The organism is Enterococcus sp. 12C11_DIV0727, assembly GCF_002148425.2.
In the GTDB taxonomy this organism is placed as follows: domain Bacteria; phylum Bacillota; class Bacilli; order Lactobacillales; family Enterococcaceae; genus Enterococcus_L; species Enterococcus_L lemimoniae.
The window spans coordinates 3184632-3207832 of the sequence record NZ_CP147248.1; the positions used below are offsets into that span (position 1 = coordinate 3184632).

Below are 23201 nucleotides of genomic sequence, written 5' to 3' on the forward strand. Positions count from 1 at the left end.
TTGAGATAATGGTCATTGGACCTCTAAATATAAGGAGCGCAAAACATGAGCGATGAGATAAAAATCATTATTGATAGCATCTATCGGGAGAAACAATCCAATAACTTAACGATAACTGGCTGGGCTTTGAATACAAATTCAAAGTCCGCACCAGTTATTTCAATCAACAATCAAGAACAAGTCACATTTTATGATATCAAACGAGTTTTAAGAGAAGATGTTAATCAGATCTATGAGGTAGATACTACAGTTTTAGCTGGATTTGAAATAAAGCTAGAAGGGATCCAAAAGAAAACGAAATTGGAAGTGCTTTTTACTTCAGAGTCCGGCCAAGCAAGTAAATCAGAATGGATCGATTTAGCGAAAAAACATCCTCTGATTCCTGGTACTGAAGATAAGCTAGCAAGATTGATGATTAAAGTACATAAAGGTGTCAGCTACTTAAAAAGAAATGGGCTCAAAAGCACGATTCAACGTGTAAAGATCGAAAAAATCAGAAATCAGTCTTCTTATCCAAGTTGGTTAGAAAGAACAGAGCACTTTGATTTTGATCAAATAAAATCAAAAATCAATGCATTTCAATATCAACCTAAAATTTCGATTGCAATGCCTGTTTATAATGTTGAGGAAAAATGGTTACGTCGCTGTATTGATTCTATTTTGATTCAAGATTATCAAAACTGGGAACTATGTATGGCTGATGATGCTTCTACGGATCCTAAAGTAAAAGAACTTTTGACTGAGTATAGTCAATTGGATGAACGGATCAAAGTTGTTTTTAGACCGTCTAATGGACATATCAGCGAAGCAACAAACTCTGCCTTAGCATTAGCGACAGGAGAATTTGTGGCGTTACTAGATAATGATGATGAGCTGCCAAGAATTGCTTTTTATGAAGTGGTCAAGGCTTTAAACCAAAATGCTGAATTGGATTTGATTTATAGTGATGAAGATAAGATCGATATGGAGGGAAACCGTTCTGATCCTGCCTTTAAGCCAGATTGGTCACCAGATTTACTATTAGGAACGAACTATATTTCTCATCTTGGCGTATATCGAACAACGATTCTTAATGAAATCGGCGGTTTTAGAAAGGGCTATGAGGGTTCTCAAGATTATGATCTAGTTCTTCGTTTTACTGAAAAGACAACAAGCGAACGGATCAAACACATTCCGAAAGTTTTATATCACTGGCGGATGTTGCCGACATCAACAGCAGTTGATCAATCGTCAAAAGGATATGCATTTGAAGCGGGATTAAGAGCGGTTCAAGATGCTTTAGTCCGTCGTGGGATCAAAGGTCATGCAACTCATGGGCGAGCGAACGGCTTATATGATGTTTATTACGATATTGAATCAGAAGAATTGGTTTCGATCATTATTCCGACTAAAAATGGCTATAAAGATGTTAAACGTTGTGTGACTTCGATTATTGAAAAAACAACGTATAAGAATTATGAAATCATTATTGCTGATAATGGCAGTACGGATGAAAAAATGAAAGAACTCTATGATTCATTTAAACAACAACTTAACGAGCGGTTTCAAGTAGTTGTGATCGATATTCCATTTAACTTTTCTAAAATCAATAATATTGCTACTAAAAAAGCAAAAGGAACCTATCTGTTGTTCTTAAATAATGATACTGAAGTAATCAATGGTGATTGGCTAAAATTAATGGTTTCATTTGGTCAGCAAGAACGAATTGGTTGTGTGGGAGCAAAATTATTGTATCCAAACAATACAATTCAACATGCAGGTGTGATTTTAGGCTTAGGCGGTATTGCCGGACATGGACATTATGGTTATCCCCATGGAGACTTAGGGTATTTTGGTAAATTAGCTTTGAATGTTGATTATCTAGCAGTGACAGCTGCATGTCTATTGATGAAAAAACAAGATTTTGAGGCAGTTTCGGGTTTTGATGAAGACTTTACCGTGGCCTTTAATGATGTCGATCTTTGTCTAAAAGTTAAAGCATTGGGACGCGATAACGTCTGGCTTCATGAAGCCGAACTTTATCATTTTGAATCTCAAACAAGAGGGTATGATGATAAAGGCAAAAAGAAAAAACGGTTTGAAAAAGAAAAAGTGATGATGGAAAACAAATGGGCTACTTTGATTGAAGATGATCCGTTTTATAATCCTAATTTGACGAGAGAAATACCTAATTTTTCATATAGAGACTAGCAAAAACTAGCTTGTCTTTTGTGATGTTTTGAATGGAGTATGTTATGGAGAGTCGTATAATAAATCAAACAAATACTACGCAAAAAAAACTAGCTTTGTTTATAGATCAGATAATTCGAGCTCGATTTTGGATTGCAATAGCTGTTTTTATTTTTATGCTTGTTTTTAAATTACATGGAAGCTCATTAAATATGTGGGATACTTATGTTTCAGATAAAACAGGTGATAATAGTGGATTGATTGCTGGAAAACCAAGAGCTGTTAGATCTGATGAATGGCTCGTTCAGACGCCGTTTAGTTTATCTCAGACACAAACAGGCTTGAAACAGCATAATGAAGTGATTACGATCGATGGGCAAGATATGATCGTTGGCTATAATTCTGCAGCAATTGATGTAGCGACGATTGCTAAACCTTTTTCGTGGGGGTATGTCCTACTAGGAAAAGAATATGGGCTTTCTTGGGTATGGGGGATTAAATTAATTGGAATGATCCTATTTTCATTTGAAATCGGATTGATTTTGACTAAGAGAAATAAGTATTTAGCTTTACTCGCAAGTCTTTGGATTCCTTTTTCTTCAGCAATTCAATGGTGGTTTGTCTCGCCAGTCGGGGATTTGATCTTTTTTACATTAGGATTTTTAGTAGGTATATATAATTATTTTTATTATCATAAAAGTAAGGGAAGGCGGTTGTTCTTCTCACTACTTGCTACAATCTCTATTTCGGGGTTTGTGCTTGTTTTATATCCAGCTTTGCAAGTTCCGTTGGGATATCTTATTTTGATTCTTTTAATTGGGTTCTTTTTTGAGTTTTATAAAAAAGTTAAATTGGATAAGTTTGATGCTTTATTCATTGGTGGAGCTATTACGGCAACATGTCTAATTATTGGCATTTCAATCTACTCATCATGGGAATCGTTGCTTTTAGTGATGAATACAGTTTATCCCGGGAAAAGAGTGAGTGTTGGCGGCGATTTTCCTAGGAAAGATATTTTGTTATTTTTAACCAATTGGAAAATGCCATTTATGGATGTTACTTATACAAATAGTTCAGAATTAAGTAGTTTTTATCATTTATTTTTTGTTTTTTTACCAATGGCGCCGATTATTTTCTTTAAGAAAATAAGAGAAAATCTTTATGGTTTTTTACTTTTTTTCTATTGTGTATTTAGTTTATTATGGATGAGTTTTAGTTTTCCTTCGATCCTTGCTAAAATTACGTTATGGTCCTATGTTCCTTCTGTACGGGTGATTGTCTCTTTTGGATTTGCTTCGGTATTATTGAGTTTATGGTTTATACAATACCTTTGGGAAAAAGAGTCATTTAAATCTTTACTAATAGGAAGTGTACTATTTTTCAATTTAGCATTGTATTTCTTTGCACTTTATACAGGTAATTTACGCTTATACATCAGTAAGTGGGCAATCATAGTTATTTTACTTTTAGCCGCTTTTTTAATTATTGCACTCTTTAAAAAATGGAAAGTAAGTTTCTGTTTTGTTTTGGCAGGGATAGTATTGATAACAGGGACTCCTGTTAATCCATTAGCACAAGGTGTAGCGCCTGTTTATGAAAAGAAAATTGCGCATGAAATTCAACAAATTGAGAAAAAAGATCCAGGTCAATTATGGGCAGGTGAACGTTTGATGTATGGGTATCTTCCTATGTTAGGTGTTCATACATTTAATGGTATTGCTTTTACGCCTAATTTAGATTCTTGGAAAATCTTAGATCCTGATAAAAAGAATGAGGATGTTTATAACCGATATGCCCATATCAACGTTGAAATCACTAATAATGAGCCAACGTTACAATTACTACAGTCAGATGCAATTGTTGCAAGATTGAATCCACAGGTAATCAAAGAATATGGCATAAAATATTTGATTACCTATAAAGAAATACAAGATCTTTCAACCTCGGATGTAAGATTTGTTCAGCTGTATGGACCGGACAAGGATGGCGCGTTTATTTATAAAGCACGCTATTAAGAAGTAGAACTAAATAGGAAGAGGCTAGAAAATGGACAAACGATTAAATAGGGTAAGCAACATGATATTATTAGCAACGATTGCGGGTTCATACTTAATGTGGGTAGTTGGAATCGATACAACATTAACATCGTTTATGTATAGTAATAGCTTGTACCTCCTAATAGTTGCAATTGGGCTGATCTTATTTTTAAATATAAAAAAAATGGAAAAGAACGACTGGGTTACTATTGGGTTTGCAGTTGGCATTTTTGTCTTTTACACGCTAACTTCTTCTATCAGGCATAGTAATCGATTTATCAATGCGGGGCTTCCTATGATTATACTGCTGGTTCTTTGTTTTAAACTTTGTACATTTGATAAACTAGATAAAAAAATTCTACTAGGTATCACTGGTATTTCTCTAACATCGATATTGTTTAGATTATTGGTAGAATTGCCTAAATTGGTTCCTCTAAATATGATCGGAAAAACTAACAATAAAATCGAAGCCATTTGGATCAATACGAATACTATCGGAGCTGCTATTTTGTTTTCTGTACTTATGGTAACGGTATTGATTAAAGCAACTACGACTGGGTACTATAAATTGCTTGTTGTACCAATTTATAGTGCTGGACTGATTGGCATTTGGGCTGTTGAGTCAAAAACATCACTGATGGTGTTGATCTTGTTTATTTTGATTGATAACTTAATCCCGAAAACGTTTCTTCAGAAAAATAAATGGTGGGTTATGCTATTTTCAGGAATGTTTTTACTTGCCCCTGTAATTTTTTACTACTGTGCTCAATCAGAATCGCTAAATCTATTTACGGGTAGAGAACGGATTTGGAATGAATTTTTTACTAAATGGTTTTCTGATAAACAACATATGTGGATTGGGATGGAGCCGTTTACGGCGTCTTGGAAAGCATTAGGAACGCATAATAGCTTTTTAAATATGTTAGCTAATTATGGTATTATAGGCTACGTGCTTATTGTTGGCTTCTTCTCTTATGAATTGGTTCGACTGATGTTGTCTAAAAAAGTATACTCAAAACTACAAGTAAGTTTATTGCTAGCATTTCTAATTATATGGGTTCATTCATTTATGGAAGACATTATGACAGCATACCATTGGATGCCAGTAGTCTATAGTTTTATAGGAATCGCTTTACAAGACTCTAATGACTCATTACAACTAGAAAAAAAATAAATTTAAAGATGAAATAGACAGTTTTCCATTCTTTTCAATTGAAGAGAATGGAACTTGTTTTGTAGTGAGAGTTTTTTTTTGCTGGTTAATATGGTAATATGATTGTTGAAACTTGCGTATTCGAGTTTAATATTGTTGATTTACTGGGTTTAATGTAGATCTTTTTTTTTAGGAAGGAAGAATAGAATGTCATCAAAGAATGAATGGAATAATGCAAAACGAATTGCGATTATTATTGTGGATGTTTTGGTCTTCAATTTTTCAGTATTAGTTGGATTTTGGATTAAATTTGGATTTAATATTCCTTCATATAATTTCGTCTCATATGAAAAGTCTGCTATTTACATTTCGCTATTTTTTATTTTTTTGAATTTGTTATTAGGTGCATACGTTTTTTATAATCGTACAATCAATGACATTATCTTCGTAACAGTTATTGGGCAGTTTTTAACAATTCTATTTATAATGACCATAACATTTGCTGGTCGTTGGTTTACTTTTCCCAGATCAGTATTAGTTTATACATTTATTGTAAGTATTTTATTGCTGAGTCTTTGGAGGATTCTAGTCTACTTTTTATATTTGAAAGTTAGTTCGATAAAGAAAGTAGTTATACTAGGTACAGAAGAAAGTGTTGTCTCTGCTGCTCAAAATTTTGTTAGTCATAAGAATAAAAAACATCAAGTTACGACTGTGATTATTGATCATTACTATGAAAATTTAACGAAGTTACTAGATCAAATAGATATTGTTTATATTTCGAGTCACATTGATGAAAACGAAAAATTTGAAATTTACAAACTAGTAACGAAGGCAGAAAAAAAACTATTTTTAAATACTAGCTTTGAAAACTTGATTATGTTGAAACCTAATATGATGAATTTTGAAGATGAAAGTATTATTGAAGTTTCTGACTTCCGAATTAAAGGTGAGGATAATTTCATCAAACGTTTATTTGATATTATGTTATCTTTTGTTTTATTAGTGATTGCATCTCCTTTGATGTTGATAGCTGCGATTCTTGTGAAAGTAACATCCCGTGGACCTGTTATTTATAAACAAACTAGAATTACATTAAATCAAAAAGAATTCCCTATTTTAAAATTTAGAACAATGTCTGCAACAGCAGAAGCAAAATCAGGTCCAGTGTTGTCTACAAATAATGACAGTCGTGTCACTGCCGTTGGTAAATATTTAAGAGCATTAAGGATAGATGAATTGCCTCAGTTGATCAATGTGATTCGTGGGGATATGGCTATCGTTGGACCAAGACCGGAAAGACCTTTTTTCGTTGATCAATTTAATAGTGAAAATCCACAATACTATTTAAGACACAACGTTAGAGCAGGAATTACAGGATATGCTCAAGTGTATGGAAAATATGCTTCTGATTATAATAGTAAGTTGAATTTTGATTTATTATATATAAAAAACTACTCTTTGATGCTAGACCTAAAAATACTACTTCAAACAATCAAAATATTATTTGATAAGGTATCTTCTCAAGGGGTAGAAGAAGTTGAGCGCAGCAAAAAAGACTTTTCCTTTTTTAGTGAAAATAATATCGATGTATTTAAATGAAACGAGTGAAAAAAATGCAAACAATAGCTGTTAGTGTATTAATGTCGATTTATATAAAAGAGAAGCCAGAATACTTTATTCAAGCTATGGAAAGTACTATTGTACAGACTGCTCAACCAGAAGAAATCCTTTTAGTTAAGGATGGCCCATTAACGGATGAGTTGGATGGAATTATTCAGACTTATCAAGAGAAGTTGGGGAATCAATTAACGGTGATTTCCTTGGAAAAAAATCAGGGACTTGGAATTGCTTTGGCTATTGGTGTAGAAAAATGTAGAAATTCTTTGATTGCTCGAATGGATACAGATGATATTATGGTAAAAAAGCGATTGGAAATACAATATCAAGAGTTTTTGAAGAACAATGATTTAACTATCCTAGGTTCCAATATCATCGAATTCGAAGGAACTCCAGATAATGAACTTGCGAGAAAAAGTATGCCTGAAAGTGATGAGCAGGTTAGAAAATTTTCAACCAGAAGAAATCCATTTAACCATATGACTGTAATGTTCAAAAAACAAGCTGTGATCGAAGCAGGGAACTATCTACCATTACCTGGTTTTGAGGATTACTATTTATGGGTAAGGCTTTTGAAAAGAGGGAATCAAGGGCAAAACTTGCCTGAATATCTAGTTTATGCTAGAACTGGGTTAGATATGTACAATAGAAGGGGCGGCTTAAAATACCTTCTGCCAGGGATAGAGGCTAGAAGGAAAATTTATCAGGATGGGCTAGGAAGCTTGGGTGATTTTTTAACAGTTTCAGTATTTCACACGGTTATTTGTATCATGCCAAATAAATTACGTGGATTAATCTATAAGAGAATGCTTAGAAAGTAGCATTCTCTTATAGATTTTTTTAGTATCAAATTAATGATATAGTTGTATTACCTGTATCTTACTAATTATGTATACAACTTGAAAATTGACGTTAATTTAATACAGAGATATGATCTGTCAATCTGTTTAAAGTAGGTCTAGCTTTTCATATTAATGTATTGAAATAACACATGTGAGAAAAATTAACGATTATTGCAGAGCTGAATGTAGCAATTTATAGTGCAAAAGTGCTAAAAATGATGGTCAAGTTGCAAGTTTTCATATTTAAATTCTCATTAATTTTGTGTGAAAATGGGATCAGTTTCAGAAGTAGGCAACAGTATATATCAAAATAGAAGGAATTAACTTTTATATTCTCAAATCTAGAAAATAACAGAGCTACTTTACAGTTATATTAAGATAGTTGGCAAGTTATTGAAACTTACTAATAGATATGAGAGAATGAACAAGGTGTAATTTGTAAAAATTCAGGCGTATTGAGGAGCTTAGAGTTAAAGCATGAATGATATAGAAAATACAGAGCAGATTAAAAAGATTCAGCAAATCAATTTGGAAATGGCTAAATATTTTGTAGGATTTTGTGAAAAATATCAGTTACTTTGCTATTTCTGTGGCGGTGGCTGTATCGGAACAGTTAGAGATGCAGGATTCATACCGTGGGATGATGATTTAGATTTTTTTATGCCACGTAAAGATTATGAAAAGCTATATGATTTGTGGACAGAACATGCTGATATAGAAAAATATTCGATTTTGAGACCTTCAAAAGCGTTTATTGATCATAATTCATTTACAACGATTCGAGCGAATCATACGACGTTTATTAAACCTTATCAACAACATTTGGACATCCCACATGGGTTGCCTATTGATATCTTCCCCTTAGATGGTGCACCACATTCAGCAATTAAAAGAAAAGTCCAAAAAACTTGGGCACTTATTTATGCATTATTTTGCTCACAAGTTGTTCCAGAAAAACATGGGGGCATAATGGCATTAGGTAGTAAAGTATTGTTGAAGTTGATTCCTACCAAAAAAGGTCGTTTTATTATTTGGTCATTTGCCAAGAAACAAATGTCTAAGTATGATTTTGATACTTGTGACTATGTCACTGAACTTTGTGTTGGGCCTAGGTACATGGGAAATATATATAAGAAAAAAGATTTTGCTAGAGCTGAGTATCTCCCATTTGAAGATACATATATGCCTGTACCAGTAGGGTATGATAATTATCTAACTCAAGTCTTTGACAATTATATGGAATTGCCAGATGAAAAAGATCAAGTTTCTCATCATGAAGCAGTTTTGATCGATACTGAGCACACGTATAAAAATTATAAAGGAACACACTATTGCACGGAAAGTTTGAAGGAGGAAATATAAATGATTACAGCATTGATTATTGCCGGTGGAGTGGGCAAAAGAATGGGGCAAGATATTCCAAAACAATTCATTATTGTAGAAGATAAACCGATTATTATTTATACTTTGGAATCTTTTCAAAAACATCCGATGGTCGATAGAATTTTGGTTGTTTGTAAAAAGGGCTGGGAAGATACATTACTTGCTTATGCAAAAGAGTACCATATCGATAAATTAGCATGGATTATTGAAGGTGGTAATAGTGGTCAAGAGTCTATCAGGAATGGTGTCGATTTTCTTAAAGAACACTCAAAAGCAGAAGATACGGTCGTTATTCACGATGGGATTAGACCATTGGTGGATGAAATTGTTTTATCAGATGTTATTGTAAAATGCAAAGAGTATGGTAACGCAGTAACCTCATTGCCATATAATGAACAAATTTTTGTTAAAGAAACAGAAGGAACAACAAAACAATATATTAATAGAGAAACATTACGTAGAGTATCTACACCACAAGCATACCAATTTGATAAACTTGTTTGGGCTTACGAGAAGGCTTTTAGAGAAGAAATTGGTATTTCAGAGTCATCATATACAAATACTATGATGGTCGATCTTGGAGAAACTCTTTATTTTGCCGTGGGGTCTGATAAAAATATTAAATTAACTACACAAGATGACCTACAACTATTTAAGGGATATCTTCGAATGAAAGAGGAATAGGAGAAAAATATGTTTTCAAAAAATGCTTATTACCAAGCCGATATTGAAAAAATTGTTTCTGCAGGAATTGATTGGAAAAAGCTTCAAGGTAAATCTTTTTTAGTTATTGGTGCATCTGGGATGATAGGAACCTTTTTGATTGATTGTTTGATGAAACAAAACATCGAAGAGAATTCTAACATCTCGATTTTTGCTATGGGTAGAAATGGTCAAAAGTTAGAAGAACGGTACTTAGATTACAAAGAACATCAGAATTTTCATATTTACGTTGGCGATGTGACTGAGCCAATAGAGCTTAGCCGAACAATTGATTATATAATTCATGGAGCAAGTAATACACATCCAAAAGCTTATTCGAATGATCCTATCGGTACTATTATGACAAGTATTCAAGGAACTCAACAAGTTCTTGAATTTGCTAAAAATACCGAAGCTAGTAGAGTTCTATTTTTATCTACGGTTGAAATCTATGGCGAAAATAGAGGAGATATCGATGCGTTTACAGAAGAGTATTGTGGATATATCGACTCTAACACCTTGAGAGCCGGTTATCCAGAAGGAAAGCGTGCAAGTGAAGCATTGTGTCAAGCTTACATTAAACAATATAATATCGACATCGTTATTCCTCGGTTAAGTCGTATTTTTGGACCTACTATGTTGACTGGTGACTCAAAAGCGTCTTCTCAATTTATTATGAATGCAGTTAATCAAGAAGATATCGTCTTGAAAAGTGAAGGAAATCAATATTTTTCGTATTGTTATGTCGCTGATGCGGTACATGGAATGCTTTATCTATTATTGAATGGCCAAAAAGGAGAAGCTTATAATATTGCAAATCCTGCATTCAATCTGACATTGAAAGAACTCGCAACGAAGCTTGCTGATTTGTCAGGGACAAAACTGATTTTTGATCTTCCAGATCAAGAAGAAGCATTGGGGTATTCTAAAGCTACAAAAGCACTTTTAGATATTTCTAAAAGTGAGAATATAGGTTGGCATCCACTTTATGAATTAGAACAAGGGTTGGAACATACAATTAAAATTATAAGAAATGAGCGAGTATAGCATGTGTATGATTAGCATTATAGTGCCAGTGTATAATGTGGAAAAATACTTGCATAAATGTGTGGATTCCATATTAAGCCAAACGTTTTCTGATATTGAAGTTATTTTAGTCGATGATGGATCGACCGATAAAAGTGGTGAGATTTGTGATCAATATGTAGTAAAAGATCAACGAATTCGAGTTATTCACAAAAAAAATGGCGGTTTAAGTTCAGCTAGAAATATTGGATTAGATATAGCCGTTGGAAGATATATAGGATTTGTTGATAGTGATGATTATATAGCAAATGATATGTATGAGATTTTGTATGATCAGTTGATTGAAAGTAATGCGGATTTATCCTGTGTAGGAATGATTGATGTATATGAGAATAGAACCTCAGAGCTAAAACAAAATAAAATAATTGAGTTAGTAGATCAAAAACAGGCTATAAAATTAGTAGTTGATGGCAAAGATATATTTGCTTATGCAGTAAATAAGTTGTATAAAAGAGACTTATTTAACGATATACGATATCCAGAAGGAAAAATAGTAGAGGATGCTTTTATCATTATTGATTTATTATTGCTGTGCGAAAGAATAGTTATAAATTCTGAACAGAAATATTTCTATTATAGAAGAAATGATAGTATCACGGGAGCATCATTCTCGGGAAAAAATTTAGATATAATTGAAGCTTGGACTAGAAATGAAAAATTAGTTAATAGTTATTTTTTAGATCTAGAGAATGAAACACATAGGCGACTTTGTTGGGCATATTTTTTTGTTTTAGATAAAATCGTAATAGCAAATCAAGAAAATGTATATCCAGGAACAAATGAAATTATACAATTTTTGAAAGAAAACAAATCTTTTATTTTAAAATATCCTGGATTTACTAAGTCAAGAAAAATAGCTATCATTTGCTTGTCTATTAACTTAAAGTTATATAAATACTTAGCAGTTAAACAAGAAGAAATATTAAATAGAAAACATCAATAATGTACAATTATACGTTTAGAAGGGAAAGAACTTGATGAAGAAAAGTCGTATGGAATATTCGGTGTTAAATTCATCTATTTCAACAGTAATATTTGTATTGAAATTGCTGATTCAATTTATTACACGGACTTATTTTATTAGGTATTTAGGTGTTGAATATTTGGGGCTAAACGGACTGTTCTCTAATATTCTTAGCTTACTTTCCTTAGCTGAGTTAGGTATTGGAACTTCTATTATCTATTCATTATATAAACCGTTAGCGATAGAAGACAAACCGCAGATTAAAGCTCTAATGAAATTGTACGAAAAAGCTTATAATTGGATTGGCCTGATTGTTGCTGTGGCTGGGATGGCTGTAGTTCCATTTTTACATAACATGGTTAATACAACGGATCATTTAGGGAATATTACGCTGATTTACCTTCTTTTTCTGTCAAATTCAGTTTTAAGTTACTTTTTTACCTATAAGCGATCATTAATTATTGCGGATCAAAGATCTTACATAGTAAATATTAATGATTTTATATTTGTAGTGATTACTAATATTGTGCAAATTGTATCACTGTATTTTTATCAAAACTTTATTTTGTATTTATTGATTCAAATCATTTTTACACTTGCTAGCAATATTAGTATTTCACTTAAAGTTTCTAAAGACTATCCTTATTTGAAAGAGCAAGAAAAGGCTATACTTTCCACTGAGACTAAAACTCAAATTAAAAAGAATGTTATTGGTAATTTGAGTTCTAAAATTGGTGGGGTTGTTGTTATGGGAACAGATAACATAATGATTTCATATTTTGTTGGCCTTGCATCAGTTGGTCTATATTCAAATTATTTAATGATTGTCAATAGTGTACAAAACTTATGCAAGCAAGTGACAAATTCAATTACTGCCAGTGTAGGAAATTATGTTGTAGAAGGGGATAGAAAAAAACTTTTAAGCTTATTTAAGCAACATTTGTTTGTTAACTATACATTGATATATTTTTCTACAATCGTATTGTCGGCTGTTCTTAATTCCTTTATTCACTGGTGGTTAGGAGATAAGTACTTATTATCAATGGTTACGAGTGGTTTAATTATTTTTAACTTGATTATACAAATGTTTAGAAATACTAGTTTTGTATTTATTGATGCATTTGGTTTGTATTGGAATCAGAGATGGAAGGCAGTAATTGAAGCATTAATTAATTTAGTACTATCTTTAATTCTTTTAAATGTTTTTCATTTGGGGATAAACGGTGTATTGATTGGTACAATCGTTTCATCATTATGTTATGTTATGTGGTATGAAGCATACGTAATATTTAAATATGGATTAAAAGCTTCTATGAAGATATTTATTCAATTGTTTTTCTCGTATTTATTATTTTTACTGTTTGTAATTGGAATTGTAGTTTATCTGCAAAAATTTATCTTAATAACTGGTTTGATTGGTATTTTTGTTAAAGCCTTTTTGGCTGTAATTATTGGATTAGTTTTATTTATGTTAAGATATAGAACAAATGAAGAGTGGCTATACTTATTGGGTATAATAAAACGTTTGTTTCTAAGAAGAAGGTAGGATATTTTTATGAATATTTGTATTGTTGGTCCATCATTTGGGTATGGTGGCGCCAATATGGTGGCATCTAGGATCGGTAAGGAATTAAGTAGGTACCATAATGTCTATTATTATAGCTTTCGCTTCGAAGGAAATTATTTAGATATTCCAGAAGAATCTTTATTCTTCTATAAGAAAAAGAGAAATGGAGTAATTGAGAAAGCTAAGAAGGCCTGGGAGTTACTAAGGAATTCAGGAGAATTTACACCAGATAAATATGTGAAGGCAGAAATTTCTTATTTGAGTAATCTAATAAGTGAGAAAAAAATTGATTTTGTTATTTTAAATTCATTTAACTCTGCAACCCTTTTTGCTAAGGCTTTAAAAGAAAGATTTCCTGATATTCCAGTTGTTTCTTGGATGCATGAATCAGTAGAACATAGTTTTAACATTTTAACAAAAAGATATCCGAAAGCTTTTATTGATGGTATTAGATGTTCTGATACAATAGTCTGTTTAACGAAACAAGATTATGAAAAATTTACTCAATACAATGATAATGTAGAAATCATCTATAATCCTGTATCATTTGAAAATGAAGAAGTCTCAGATTTAACTACAGATACTATTTCCTTTGTGACTAGATTAGATATCAAGACTAAAGGTTTAGATGTTTTGGTCAAGGTTGCAAACCGTTTACCAAAAAAATGGTCGATTGAGCTTGCCGCAAATTCAAGAGATAATCAATTGCAGTTATTTCAGAAATTATTAGATAAAGAAAACACTGAGAATAATATTCATTTTGTAGGGCCAAAGAAAGGTCAAGAATTAATAAATCACTACTTGAATAGTTCCATTTTTATCTCAACATCAAGATTTGAAGCTTTGCCGCTAGTATTTTTAGAGGCTATGTCATGTGGATTACCTATTGTTTCTTTTGATCATAGTGGAGCAAAAGAAATCTTAGGTAATGGTAAGTATGGTATCTTGGTACCTAGAATGGATGACGAAAAGATGGCTTTAGAAATAGAAAGATTAATAAAAAATACATCATTAAGACAAGAATATCAACAATTATCATTGGAACGAGCTGAGGACTTTAGACTTGATAAGATCCTAAATCAATGGTTAACTTTAATTGAAAACAGAGGAGAAAAAAATGGAATACACCTTAGAAAAACTGAACAAGATTAATCACTATAGAGTAATATATTTGTTTATATATTTTATTGCATTATTAGTTCGCTCAGTCAACGCTTATAGTTTGCTACCATCTAAGATTGATAGTTTAGTATTTTCAGTTTTAGCCTTCATTGGAGTTATGTTTATCTGCAGTGACTTCTTATTAAAAATAAAAAATAAAGAAACAATAGAATATAATCGATTGTTAATCGCTTTTTTACTTATTTTTTTACTATCAAGTATTGTCAATATGAAATATGGGCTAGGAAGTAACTTAAAGTTGTTAGCTTGGAATGCAATTTTAATTTTTAACGTTTATGAGTTTTCAAAACAAAATGTTGAATTAACTTTCTTCTATTCAATAATAGAGCGTATACTGATTGTTTGGTTATTTTTGATGAGTTTGATTTCTATAGTTATGTATTTTATCCAATTCGGATTTGTTCGCTATGGGGATGGTGTCTTAGATAGACTTAGAATTGGCTTCTTAGAATCAAGACTTTTTGGTGTTTTCGGAGATCCCAACTACGGAGCTGTGATGGCGCTAATTGCAATTATTTTTTCTATATACTATCTTATTGAAAAAAAAGCGACAACACTAGTTATTCAACTATTCTTGATCTTCAGTGTTCTTTTACAGGTTGCATATATTATTTTATCTGGATCAAGAGCAGGCTTACTGACAAGCTATACAGTATTTTTTATGGCTGCATTTATTTTCTTGATGAAAAATAAAAAAATGGGTATTAAAAATATTTTTCTTAAAGTTATAGTGTCTATCGTAGTCTCGACCATCGCTTGTGCAATAATCTTTTTTGGTGTAACAGCATTTAAACTTTTGCTAGAAAAGTTACCAGTTCTTTTAGGAACACCAAAAAACATTAGTGAAAATAGAATTAGTTTAATGAGAGACGATGTACAAAGTAACTCCGATATTTCTAATATGAGATTTTCGATTTGGAAGAGTGCATTTGAGACCTTTAAAACAACTTGGCTTTTTGGAACATCTCCCAGAAATTTAGTTGCATATGCCACTGAAGTATTACCAAATACATTTATCGCACAAAGAAAATTTGTTGCTCATAATACTTATCTAAATATTTTAGTTTCAACGGGAGTTCTAGGGGCACTCTCTATGTTTACTTTCTTTATTCAAAAGGCATTTTATGTTGTAAAAGAGCTTTTTACAAACGATGATCTGAACTCTTCGTATTTTTTACCGTATACATTAGCAATTATCTCACTAGGGATTTCAGGATTTTTTGTCAATGAAATCATTTTAGTTAATACGGTTGGAGCATTTATCTTTTGGTTATGTTTAGGAAGACTAAGTGGCTTTTTAAATAAAAGATAGACAAAAATGATGGAGGAAAATAAAATGGAAAGCTTAGAATTGAAGCAAGTAAAGCAAATAGCACTAGATATACTTATCTATATTGATAAAATTTGTAAAGAAAATGATTTAAACTATGCTATTTTTTATGGAACGTTACTAGGTGCTGTGCGTCATAAGGGATTTATTCCTTGGGATGATGATATTGATATAGTTATGTTGAGACCTGACTATGATAAATTAATTGAGATCTTGTCAAAAAAGGATGACTATCTACTTTTAAATCCTTTAACTAGAGAAAATTATCGTTATACGTTTTCTAAGCTAGTAGATAAAGATACAAAATTGGTTTCTTCACAATATTATAATGGTGAAGATCCCGATTTAGGTATTTTTGTAGATATATTCCCTCTGGATGGTTTACCAAATGATCCAGCCTTGATTGAAGAATATGGGAATGAAATGGAAATGTACAGAGTTAATTTTATGGATACTTTAGGTAATACCTATGCACGTTCATTTACGAAATGGAAAAGTCTGGTTAAAAGAGTAATGAGAAAACCTCGCCAAATGAAATTGTTGAAACAAGGTAATTTCAATTATTGGAGAAAAAAATATGATGACTCTTCATTAAGATACCCGATCGAATCAAGTCAGAAGTGTGGGCATCTAGAATATATTTTGTTTAAGCGTGGTGTATTTCCGACAGCTTGGTTTTCTGATTTTATAGAGATTGAATTTGAAGGATATAGATTTCAAACAATTAAAAATTTTGATGATTTTTTATCCCTTTGTTATGGCGACTATATGAAGTTACCACCAATTGATGAGCAGCAGTCAAATCATTTATATAAAGCTTATTACAAGTAACCATAAGTGGAATAAAGCGAACTGAGAAGTTTGATTTTTTCGGTAGTAACAATATCATGTCAGCAGTTATTCTATTGCTGTTAATAATAGCGACTAATATGCTCTACAATAGTAATAAGAAAATACAATCAGAAAATATTGAAGGGAAAGAAAAGATGAAGCGAATAATATTAATTAATTGTCTATTTCTGTCGGCTCTTAGCCTGAGCGGACAGACAGTTGCTAGCGCAGAGAGTGAAAGTAGGAACCAAAAAGATAAAATAGTAGATGAGAGTTCATACAAAGCTGAGACTGAAAGTCAATATGATTCGACCATGGAAAGCTCTTCTAGTGAAAGTCATGAAGAATCAACTCAAGAAAGTGTAGAACCTACAAGCCAATCTTCTGATATGACTTCAGAAACTGAAGAGACAAGAGAAGTAATAACGAATGAAAATAATCATCAAAAAGGAGAGTTTGCTTTTAAAGATCCTTCTTCTAGAAGCAAAAGAAGCGTAGCACCTGATGATGTTTTCGCAGATAATATGAATCTTCCAGGAAAAACATTTATTGACGTATCAAGTCATAACGGAAACATATCAGTTGCAGAATTTCAAACAATTCGGAGTTATGGGGTTATTGCAGTTGCCGTTAAACTGTCTGAAGGTACAGGGTATATTAACGATTACGCAATGGGACAAATTGCGAATGCTAAGGCTGCTGGATTACAAGTATTTGCCTATCACTTTAGTCGATACAGATCAGAAGCAGAAGCACGTGCAGAAGCAACTTATTTTGTTAATGCAGCTAAAAGTTTTGGTTTACCAAGTAATACAATAATGATTAATGATGCAGAAGCGCCAGATTTAACTGATTTCGGAAGAAATGCACATAATAATTCTTTAGTTTTTAATCGACGATTAAAGGAGCTAGGGTATTCAAATGATGCTTTGTATGTTGGGAAATGGTGGATAACAAATGGTTATATCAATACGAATGAATTTGAAAAAAGTCGAGTTTGGGTTGCACAATATCCTTATACACCAACCGCGGATATGACTTGGAATAATGATCATGGGGCATGGCAATGGTCATCACAAATGTACTTTCCAAAATTAGCTAACTATCAACAACGCCCTTTTGATATGTCAGTAGCCTACTCTTCATTTTATGGAAGCACTGGTATTGATTACAGTCAATATTTTACTGAGAATCCCGCAAAAGTTATTTTACGTGGCAACGATTTTTATTATTCTGATACAGATTTTAAGAATAAAGTTGGCTCAGTCTCAAGTAATACGCCTATAGATGTTTTGGCTATTGAATATTCAAGTTCAGGTGTTCCACGTCTAAAAACAGTAAATGGATACATAACTGCAAATAAAAAATATGCTGTAAAAGTTTCTAGTGAACTACATAATTACTTTACAGAAAATCCAACAAAAATTATTTTACGCGGTGATGATTTTTATTATTCAGATGTTAACTTTAATAATCGCTTAACGAAAGAAAGTAGGAATAAAGTAATTGATGTTGTAGGTATAGAGTATTCCGATAGCGGGATTCCTCGTTTAAAGACAGTGAATGGCTATCTAACTGCAAATAAAAGATATGTTACTAGAGTAGCTGACAATATAAATGATTATTTTGTAACAGCCTCAAAAAGAGTTGTCTTAAAAGGGAACGACTTTTATTTTGCAGATGTAGATTTTACTAAAAGAAATGAAACAGCTAATGCCAATGAACAAATAGAAGTTTCAGGTATAGAATATTCAACTAATGGGATTCCAAGATTTAAAACAACTAAAGGCTATATTACGGCTAATAAAAAGTATGCTATTCAAATTGTGGATAATTTCTCAGATTATTTCTCTGAAAATCCTAGTAAAGTAGTACTTCGTGGAGATGATTTTTATTATCAAGATGCAGATTTTACTACAAAATTAGGTAAAATGAAAAAACAAACAATGATAGATGTAAATGGCATAGAATATTCAAGCAATGGCTATCCTCGATTAAAACTGGAAAAAGGGTTAATTACAGCCAATAAAAAATATGTTATAAAAGTAGCTGATAATATAAATGAGTATTTCACAGAAAACGTGAAAAAAGTTAAGTTGAACGGAAATGATTATTTTTATAATGATGTGAATTTTAAAGAAAAAGCTGGATCTCTTTCAAAAAATCAAGTTATTGATGTTATTGGAATAGAATACTCAGATACAGGGATATCTAGATTAAAAACGAGCCATGGTTATATTACAGCAAAAAAAATATACGTTACATTGGTGGCGTAATAGATTAAAAAAGAGGTATATTAAATGAAACGCATTCTAATCACTGGTGGTGCTGGATTTATTGGCTCTACCTTAGCAAATTTTTATAGCAAAGAACATAAAGTTACTGTCATTGATGACTTGTCAATGGGGAGTATAAGTAATTTAGATTCATCTGCTAATCTTTGTTTTATAGAAGGTAGTGTAACGGATCGTGAATTGATGGAAAAAGTACTAAGCAAGACCCAGTTTGATTATATTTTTCATTTAGCTGCAATTGCAAGTGTAGCAGATTCAGTAGCACGCCCGTTAGAAACACACCAAATAAACTTTGATAGTGTTTTCCAATTGTTAGAATTAGTAAAAAATAATCAATTTGAATTAAAACGCTTATTATTTGCTTCATCTGCTGCTGTTTATGGAGATGAACCCACCTTACCAAAACAAGAAGAATCTGTTATTAGACCATTGACACCTTATGCAATCGATAAGTTTGCAGCAGAAAAATATGTGGTTGATTACTATCATTTATATGGTGTTCCAACAAGTGCTGTACGTTTCTTTAATGTTTATGGTCCTAAACAAAATCCTGAGTCACCTTACTCTGGTGTTATTTCAATTATGATGGATCGCTACAAAAAGTTATTAAATAAAGAAGCTATAGATTTTACTGTATTTGGAGATGGAACACAGTCGAGAGATTTTGTGTTTATTGAAGATGTCATTCAAGCATTAGACCTTATTGCAACTTCACAAGATTCATTAGGAGAAGTGTATAATATTGGTACTGGCAAGGCAATCAATTTGAACGAACTAGTTTCTATTGTAGATAACTTTTTAGGTATTAATTTACCAATTTGTTATGAAGATGAACGTTCTGGAGATATTAAACATTCCCTTGCGGATATTTCTAAAGTAACAGAAATAGGGTACGAACCTAACTATACAGTTAAAACTGGACTTGAAAAATACGTTTCTTATGAACTTAATAACCTTAACGGAGAAGATTCGAAGAAATAGGTTTAACTAATTAAATAGAACAGTGAAACAGGCGAGATGAGTAATTCTCGTCTGTTTTTTTAGAGTTATTTTAGAGCCGTTAAAAATTATTTAATTGTTTGATACTCGTTCCTATGAATGATACAATGATTTCGATTGGAGGTATACGTATGACTCAAATAATCGCCCATCGTGGCAGTAAAGGAACGCATCCAGAAAATACTTTAGCCGCGTTTAAAGAAGCTGTTCACGTTGGATCTGACGGCATTGAATTAGATGTTCAGTTATCAAAAGATCATCATCTGATCGTAATCCATGATGAGACCGTTGATCGCACTACGAATGGACATGGAGCAATTGCCCAGCTAACATTGGCAAAGCTGAAACAGCTTGATGCCGGTGGCTGGTTTAAAGAAAATCCGATGTTTCAAGAAATTCCAACTTTAGAGGAAGTAGTAAATTTACTTAAACAAGAAAACTTTACAGGTTTGTTGAATATTGAAATCAAAACAGATAAGATACATTATGAAGGGATTGAACAAATGATTGTTCAGCTCATGAAAAATCAGAATTGGCCCTTTGACTATATGTATTCAAGCTTTCATTTTGAAAGTCTGGAAAAAGTCTGGGTAATAGAAAAAAATAAAAAAATTGCTTCAGTCTTTGAAATTTCTGATGCAGATGCAAAACGTGCATTACAATCCGCCTTTATCGAAGGGATACATCCCAAAATCGATTGGGTATTGAAACATATAGATGATCTAATTGATTTTCCAAAAGCGATTCGTCCTTGGACTGTCAATCAGGAAGAACAAATGAAGCTGTGCTTTAGTCATAGCTTGGCTGGAATCCATACTGATTATCCAGAAAAAGCATTACAAATTCGTCAATCGATAGAAAATAAGGGATGAACAAATTGAAAAAAGTATTAGTTATTGTAGGGCCAACTGCTGTTGGGAAAACGGCTCTAAGTATAAAATTAGCAAAAAGTTTAAATGGAGAAATAATCAGTGGAGATTCGATGCAGGTTTACAAACATTTAAATATAGGGACAGCCAAAGTAACAGAAGAAGAGCGAGCTGGGATTGTCCACCATCTGATTGATTGTAGAGAATTAACTGAGACATACTCTGTGGCAGATTTTCAGAAGGAAGGTCGTCAAGCCATCGATACGATTACTGCAAAAGGTAAGTTGCCAATCGTTGTGGGCGGTACAGGGCTTTATATCCAAGCACTATTATATGACTTTGAGTTAGGTGCTAAAGATGAATCGACAGAAATCCGTGAAAAATATCAACAGTTGGCTGAAACATACGGGAATCAGCGTTTATGGGAAGTATTGAAAGAAAAAGATGAGCTAGCTGCTGAAACGATCCATTTTAATAATCAGAAAAAAGTTATCCGAGCGTTAGAAGTCTTTGATAAAACGGGGCATAGTATTTTGGCACCTAAGGAAAAACCTGAACGCTTGTATGATTATTATCTGATTGGATTAGAAACGGATCGAGCGCATCTATATGATAGAATCAACGCACGAGTTGATTTAATGCTTCATCAAGGTTTGCTGGAGGAGGCGGAATTATTATATAAAAACCAACCTCAGCAATCGATTCAAGGAATTGGGTATAAAGAGTTTTTTCCTTATTTTGCAGGAGAAGAAACGTTAGAACAAGTAACGGAACAAGTTAAGCAAAATTCAAGAAGATATGCGAAAAGACAACTGACTTGGTTTAGAAATCGCATGAAGACTAGCTGGTGGGATTTGGTGCAAGCACCTGAAACTATTTTAGAATTAGAAAAAGAAATAGTCGCCTGGCTGGAATCTTCGGAAGGATAAAAAATGGATAAAATAGCAGAAAAGGTCATTTTGGTTGGCGTTGAAACAGAAGGAAATTATACGCGATTCGAAGCGTCCATGAAAGAATTAAAAAATTTAACGAAGACCGCACAAGGCGAAGTCGTATTTTCATTAACCCAAAAACGACCTCGGGTAGACTCACAGACCGTGATCGGTAAAGGAAAAGTAGAAGAACTCGTTCAACTGATTGATGCATATGAAGCAGATATTGTCATTTTTAATCATGAGTTGACACCAAGACAAAATCAGTTGATCGTTGAAGCTGTAGGCATAAAAGTAATCGATCGAGTCCAGCTGATTTTAGATATTTTTGCGATGCGGGCCCGTTCGAAAGAAGGCAAATTACAAGTTGAGTTAGCTCAGTTAAATTATTTGCTGCCACGATTGATTGGGCAAGGGAAACAATTGTCTCGACTTGGTGGTGGAATCGGTACAAGAGGTCCTGGGGAAACGAAACTCGAATCAGATCGTCGACATATTCGCAATAAAATCATCGCAATCAAACGTGAACTAAAAGAAGTGACAGCCCATCGGGAGCGAAGCCGACAAAAACGTCAAGCATCTGATATTTTTCAAATTGGTTTGATTGGCTATACAAATGCAGGGAAATCAACCATTTTAAACCTGCTGACAACAGCTGGCGCCTACTCAGAAGATCAATTATTCGCAACGTTGGATCCTCTAACGAAAAAATGGCAACTTCCCCAGGGAATGATCGTAACCTTAACAGATACCGTTGGATTTATTCAAGATCTGCCAACACAGTTGATCGAAGCGTTTCAATCAACCTTGGAAGAAAGCCGTAATATGGATCTGTTACTGCATGTCGTTGACGCAAGTGCAGAGGATCGTTTACAGCATGAACAAACAGTTGTTGCATTACTGAATGATTTAGCGTTAGAAAAAGTTCCTGTTTTGACGGTTTACAATAAGAGTGATCAAATTGATGATGCTGATTTTGTTCCAACGTTGTTCCCTAATGTCTTAGTTTCAGCCAAAAGTACTTTAGGAAAAGAACAACTGACAAGGGCTGTTAGAGAGATGATGATGGAATTGTTAGTACCATATGAGTTTGAAATCCCTTCAAGTCAAGGACAGCAGCTAAGTGAAATGACTCGTCATACATTGCTTTTATCAGAAACGTTTGAAGAAGCTGAAAATGCGTATCATGTTAAAGGGTTTGCTAAAAAAAATTCTAAGTGGGTAAGAGCGTTGGAAGAATAA

The 23201-nt window shown here is 32.7% G+C and carries 18 protein-coding genes; all 18 read left to right on the forward strand.

Features of this window, described 5'->3' with window-relative positions; translation table 11 throughout:
• Positions 1-45: 45 nt before the first annotated feature.
• The 18 genes from A5866_RS15200 (at position 46) to hflX (ending at position 23201) form a co-directional block, all read left to right on the forward strand.
• Positions 46-2190, forward strand: coding sequence for a glycosyltransferase family 2 protein (locus A5866_RS15200; protein WP_086444932.1), 2145 nt, complete (start codon positions 46-48; stop codon positions 2188-2190).
• 32 nt (positions 2191-2222) lie between these two features.
• Positions 2223-4184, forward strand: a complete 1962-nt coding sequence (locus tag A5866_RS15205; protein WP_422389663.1) for a DUF7657 domain-containing protein — start codon at positions 2223-2225, stop codon at positions 4182-4184.
• A gap of 31 nt (positions 4185-4215) precedes the next feature.
• Positions 4216-5379 carry an EpaQ family protein gene (locus A5866_RS15210; RefSeq protein ID WP_086444931.1) on the forward strand — a complete coding sequence of 388 codons (1164 nt, stop codon included), beginning with the start codon at positions 4216-4218 and terminating at the stop codon, positions 5377-5379.
• 186 nt (positions 5380-5565) lie between these two features.
• Positions 5566-6960, forward strand: coding sequence for a sugar transferase (locus A5866_RS15215; RefSeq protein WP_086444930.1), 1395 nt, complete (start codon positions 5566-5568; stop codon positions 6958-6960).
• A 14-nt stretch (positions 6961-6974) separates the two neighbouring features.
• Entirely contained in the window at positions 6975-7799 is an 825-nt protein-coding gene (locus A5866_RS15220; protein ID WP_086445542.1) for a glycosyltransferase, read from the forward strand.
• A gap of 498 nt (positions 7800-8297) precedes the next feature.
• Complete coding sequence (locus A5866_RS15225) at positions 8298-9182, forward strand: LicD family protein (RefSeq protein WP_086444929.1); 885 nt, start codon at positions 8298-8300, stop codon at positions 9180-9182.
• Positions 9183-9887 carry an IspD/TarI family cytidylyltransferase gene (locus tag A5866_RS15230; RefSeq protein ID WP_086444928.1) on the forward strand — a complete coding sequence of 235 codons (705 nt, stop codon included), beginning with the start codon at positions 9183-9185 and terminating at the stop codon, positions 9885-9887.
• 9 nt (positions 9888-9896) lie between these two features.
• On the forward strand, positions 9897-10952 hold the full coding sequence (locus tag A5866_RS15235; RefSeq protein ID WP_086444927.1) for an NAD-dependent epimerase/dehydratase family protein: 1056 nt from the start codon (positions 9897-9899) through the stop codon (positions 10950-10952).
• Between the two features lies 1 nt (position 10953).
• Entirely contained in the window at positions 10954-11934 is a 981-nt protein-coding gene (locus A5866_RS15240) for a glycosyltransferase family 2 protein (protein WP_339099687.1), read from the forward strand.
• A gap of 34 nt (positions 11935-11968) precedes the next feature.
• On the forward strand, positions 11969-13501 hold the full coding sequence (locus A5866_RS15245; protein WP_339099688.1) for a transporter: 1533 nt from the start codon (positions 11969-11971) through the stop codon (positions 13499-13501).
• Positions 13502-13510: 9 nt separating this feature from the next.
• Complete coding sequence (locus A5866_RS15250; RefSeq protein WP_086444923.1) at positions 13511-14674, forward strand: glycosyltransferase; 1164 nt, start codon at positions 13511-13513, stop codon at positions 14672-14674.
• Positions 14640-16016 (forward strand): O-antigen ligase family protein, encoded by a 1377-nt coding sequence (locus A5866_RS15255; RefSeq protein WP_086444922.1) that lies wholly within the window; start codon positions 14640-14642, stop codon positions 16014-16016. Before A5866_RS15250 ends, A5866_RS15255 begins: the two co-directional genes overlap by 35 nt.
• Positions 16017-16040: 24 nt before the next feature.
• Positions 16041-16865 (forward strand): LicD family protein, encoded by an 825-nt coding sequence (locus tag A5866_RS15260; RefSeq protein WP_254907589.1) that lies wholly within the window; start codon positions 16041-16043, stop codon positions 16863-16865.
• Positions 16866-16921: 56 nt separating this feature from the next.
• Complete coding sequence (locus tag A5866_RS15265) at positions 16922-19141, forward strand: DUF5776 domain-containing protein (protein ID WP_254907588.1); 2220 nt, start codon at positions 16922-16924, stop codon at positions 19139-19141.
• 24 nt (positions 19142-19165) lie between these two features.
• Entirely contained in the window at positions 19166-20140 is a 975-nt protein-coding gene (locus tag A5866_RS15270; protein WP_086444919.1) for an NAD-dependent epimerase/dehydratase family protein, read from the forward strand.
• Positions 20141-20289: 149 nt separating this feature from the next.
• Positions 20290-21030: a glycerophosphodiester phosphodiesterase gene (locus tag A5866_RS15275; RefSeq protein ID WP_086444918.1), complete on the forward strand. Its 741-nt coding sequence runs from the start codon at positions 20290-20292 to the stop codon at positions 21028-21030.
• Positions 21031-21035: 5 nt separating this feature from the next.
• Positions 21036-21956, forward strand: coding sequence for a tRNA (adenosine(37)-N6)-dimethylallyltransferase MiaA (miaA, locus tag A5866_RS15280; RefSeq protein WP_176271338.1), 921 nt, complete (start codon positions 21036-21038; stop codon positions 21954-21956).
• A 3-nt stretch (positions 21957-21959) separates the two neighbouring features.
• Complete coding sequence (hflX, locus tag A5866_RS15285) at positions 21960-23201, forward strand: GTPase HflX (protein WP_086444917.1); 1242 nt, start codon at positions 21960-21962, stop codon at positions 23199-23201.

Excerpts from the sequence above, each read along its gene's own strand:
- A5866_RS15200 (WP_086444932.1), top strand. The coding sequence starts at position 46 with ATGAGCGATGAGATAAAAATCATTATTGATAGCATCTATCGGGAGAAA.
- A5866_RS15205 (WP_422389663.1), top strand. The coding sequence starts at position 2,223 with ATGGAGTATGTTATGGAGAGTCGTATAATAAATCAAACAAATACTACG.
- A5866_RS15210 (WP_086444931.1), top strand. The coding sequence starts at position 4,216 with ATGGACAAACGATTAAATAGGGTAAGCAACATGATATTATTAGCAACG.
- A5866_RS15215 (WP_086444930.1), top strand. The coding sequence starts at position 5,566 with ATGTCATCAAAGAATGAATGGAATAATGCAAAACGAATTGCGATTATT.
- A5866_RS15220 (WP_086445542.1), top strand. The coding sequence starts at position 6,975 with ATGCAAACAATAGCTGTTAGTGTATTAATGTCGATTTATATAAAAGAG.
- A5866_RS15225 (WP_086444929.1), top strand. The coding sequence starts at position 8,298 with ATGAATGATATAGAAAATACAGAGCAGATTAAAAAGATTCAGCAAATC.
- A5866_RS15230 (WP_086444928.1), top strand. The coding sequence starts at position 9,183 with ATGATTACAGCATTGATTATTGCCGGTGGAGTGGGCAAAAGAATGGGG.
- A5866_RS15235 (WP_086444927.1), top strand. The coding sequence starts at position 9,897 with ATGTTTTCAAAAAATGCTTATTACCAAGCCGATATTGAAAAAATTGTT.
- A5866_RS15240 (WP_339099687.1), top strand. The coding sequence starts at position 10,954 with ATGTGTATGATTAGCATTATAGTGCCAGTGTATAATGTGGAAAAATAC.
- A5866_RS15245 (WP_339099688.1), top strand. The coding sequence starts at position 11,969 with ATGAAGAAAAGTCGTATGGAATATTCGGTGTTAAATTCATCTATTTCA.
- A5866_RS15250 (WP_086444923.1), top strand. The coding sequence starts at position 13,511 with ATGAATATTTGTATTGTTGGTCCATCATTTGGGTATGGTGGCGCCAAT.
- A5866_RS15255 (WP_086444922.1), top strand. The coding sequence starts at position 14,640 with ATGGAATACACCTTAGAAAAACTGAACAAGATTAATCACTATAGAGTA.
- A5866_RS15260 (WP_254907589.1), top strand. The coding sequence starts at position 16,041 with ATGGAAAGCTTAGAATTGAAGCAAGTAAAGCAAATAGCACTAGATATA.
- A5866_RS15265 (WP_254907588.1), top strand. The coding sequence starts at position 16,922 with ATGTCAGCAGTTATTCTATTGCTGTTAATAATAGCGACTAATATGCTC.
- A5866_RS15270 (WP_086444919.1), top strand. The coding sequence starts at position 19,166 with ATGAAACGCATTCTAATCACTGGTGGTGCTGGATTTATTGGCTCTACC.
- A5866_RS15275 (WP_086444918.1), top strand. The coding sequence starts at position 20,290 with ATGACTCAAATAATCGCCCATCGTGGCAGTAAAGGAACGCATCCAGAA.
- hflX (WP_086444917.1), top strand. The coding sequence starts at position 21,960 with ATGGATAAAATAGCAGAAAAGGTCATTTTGGTTGGCGTTGAAACAGAA.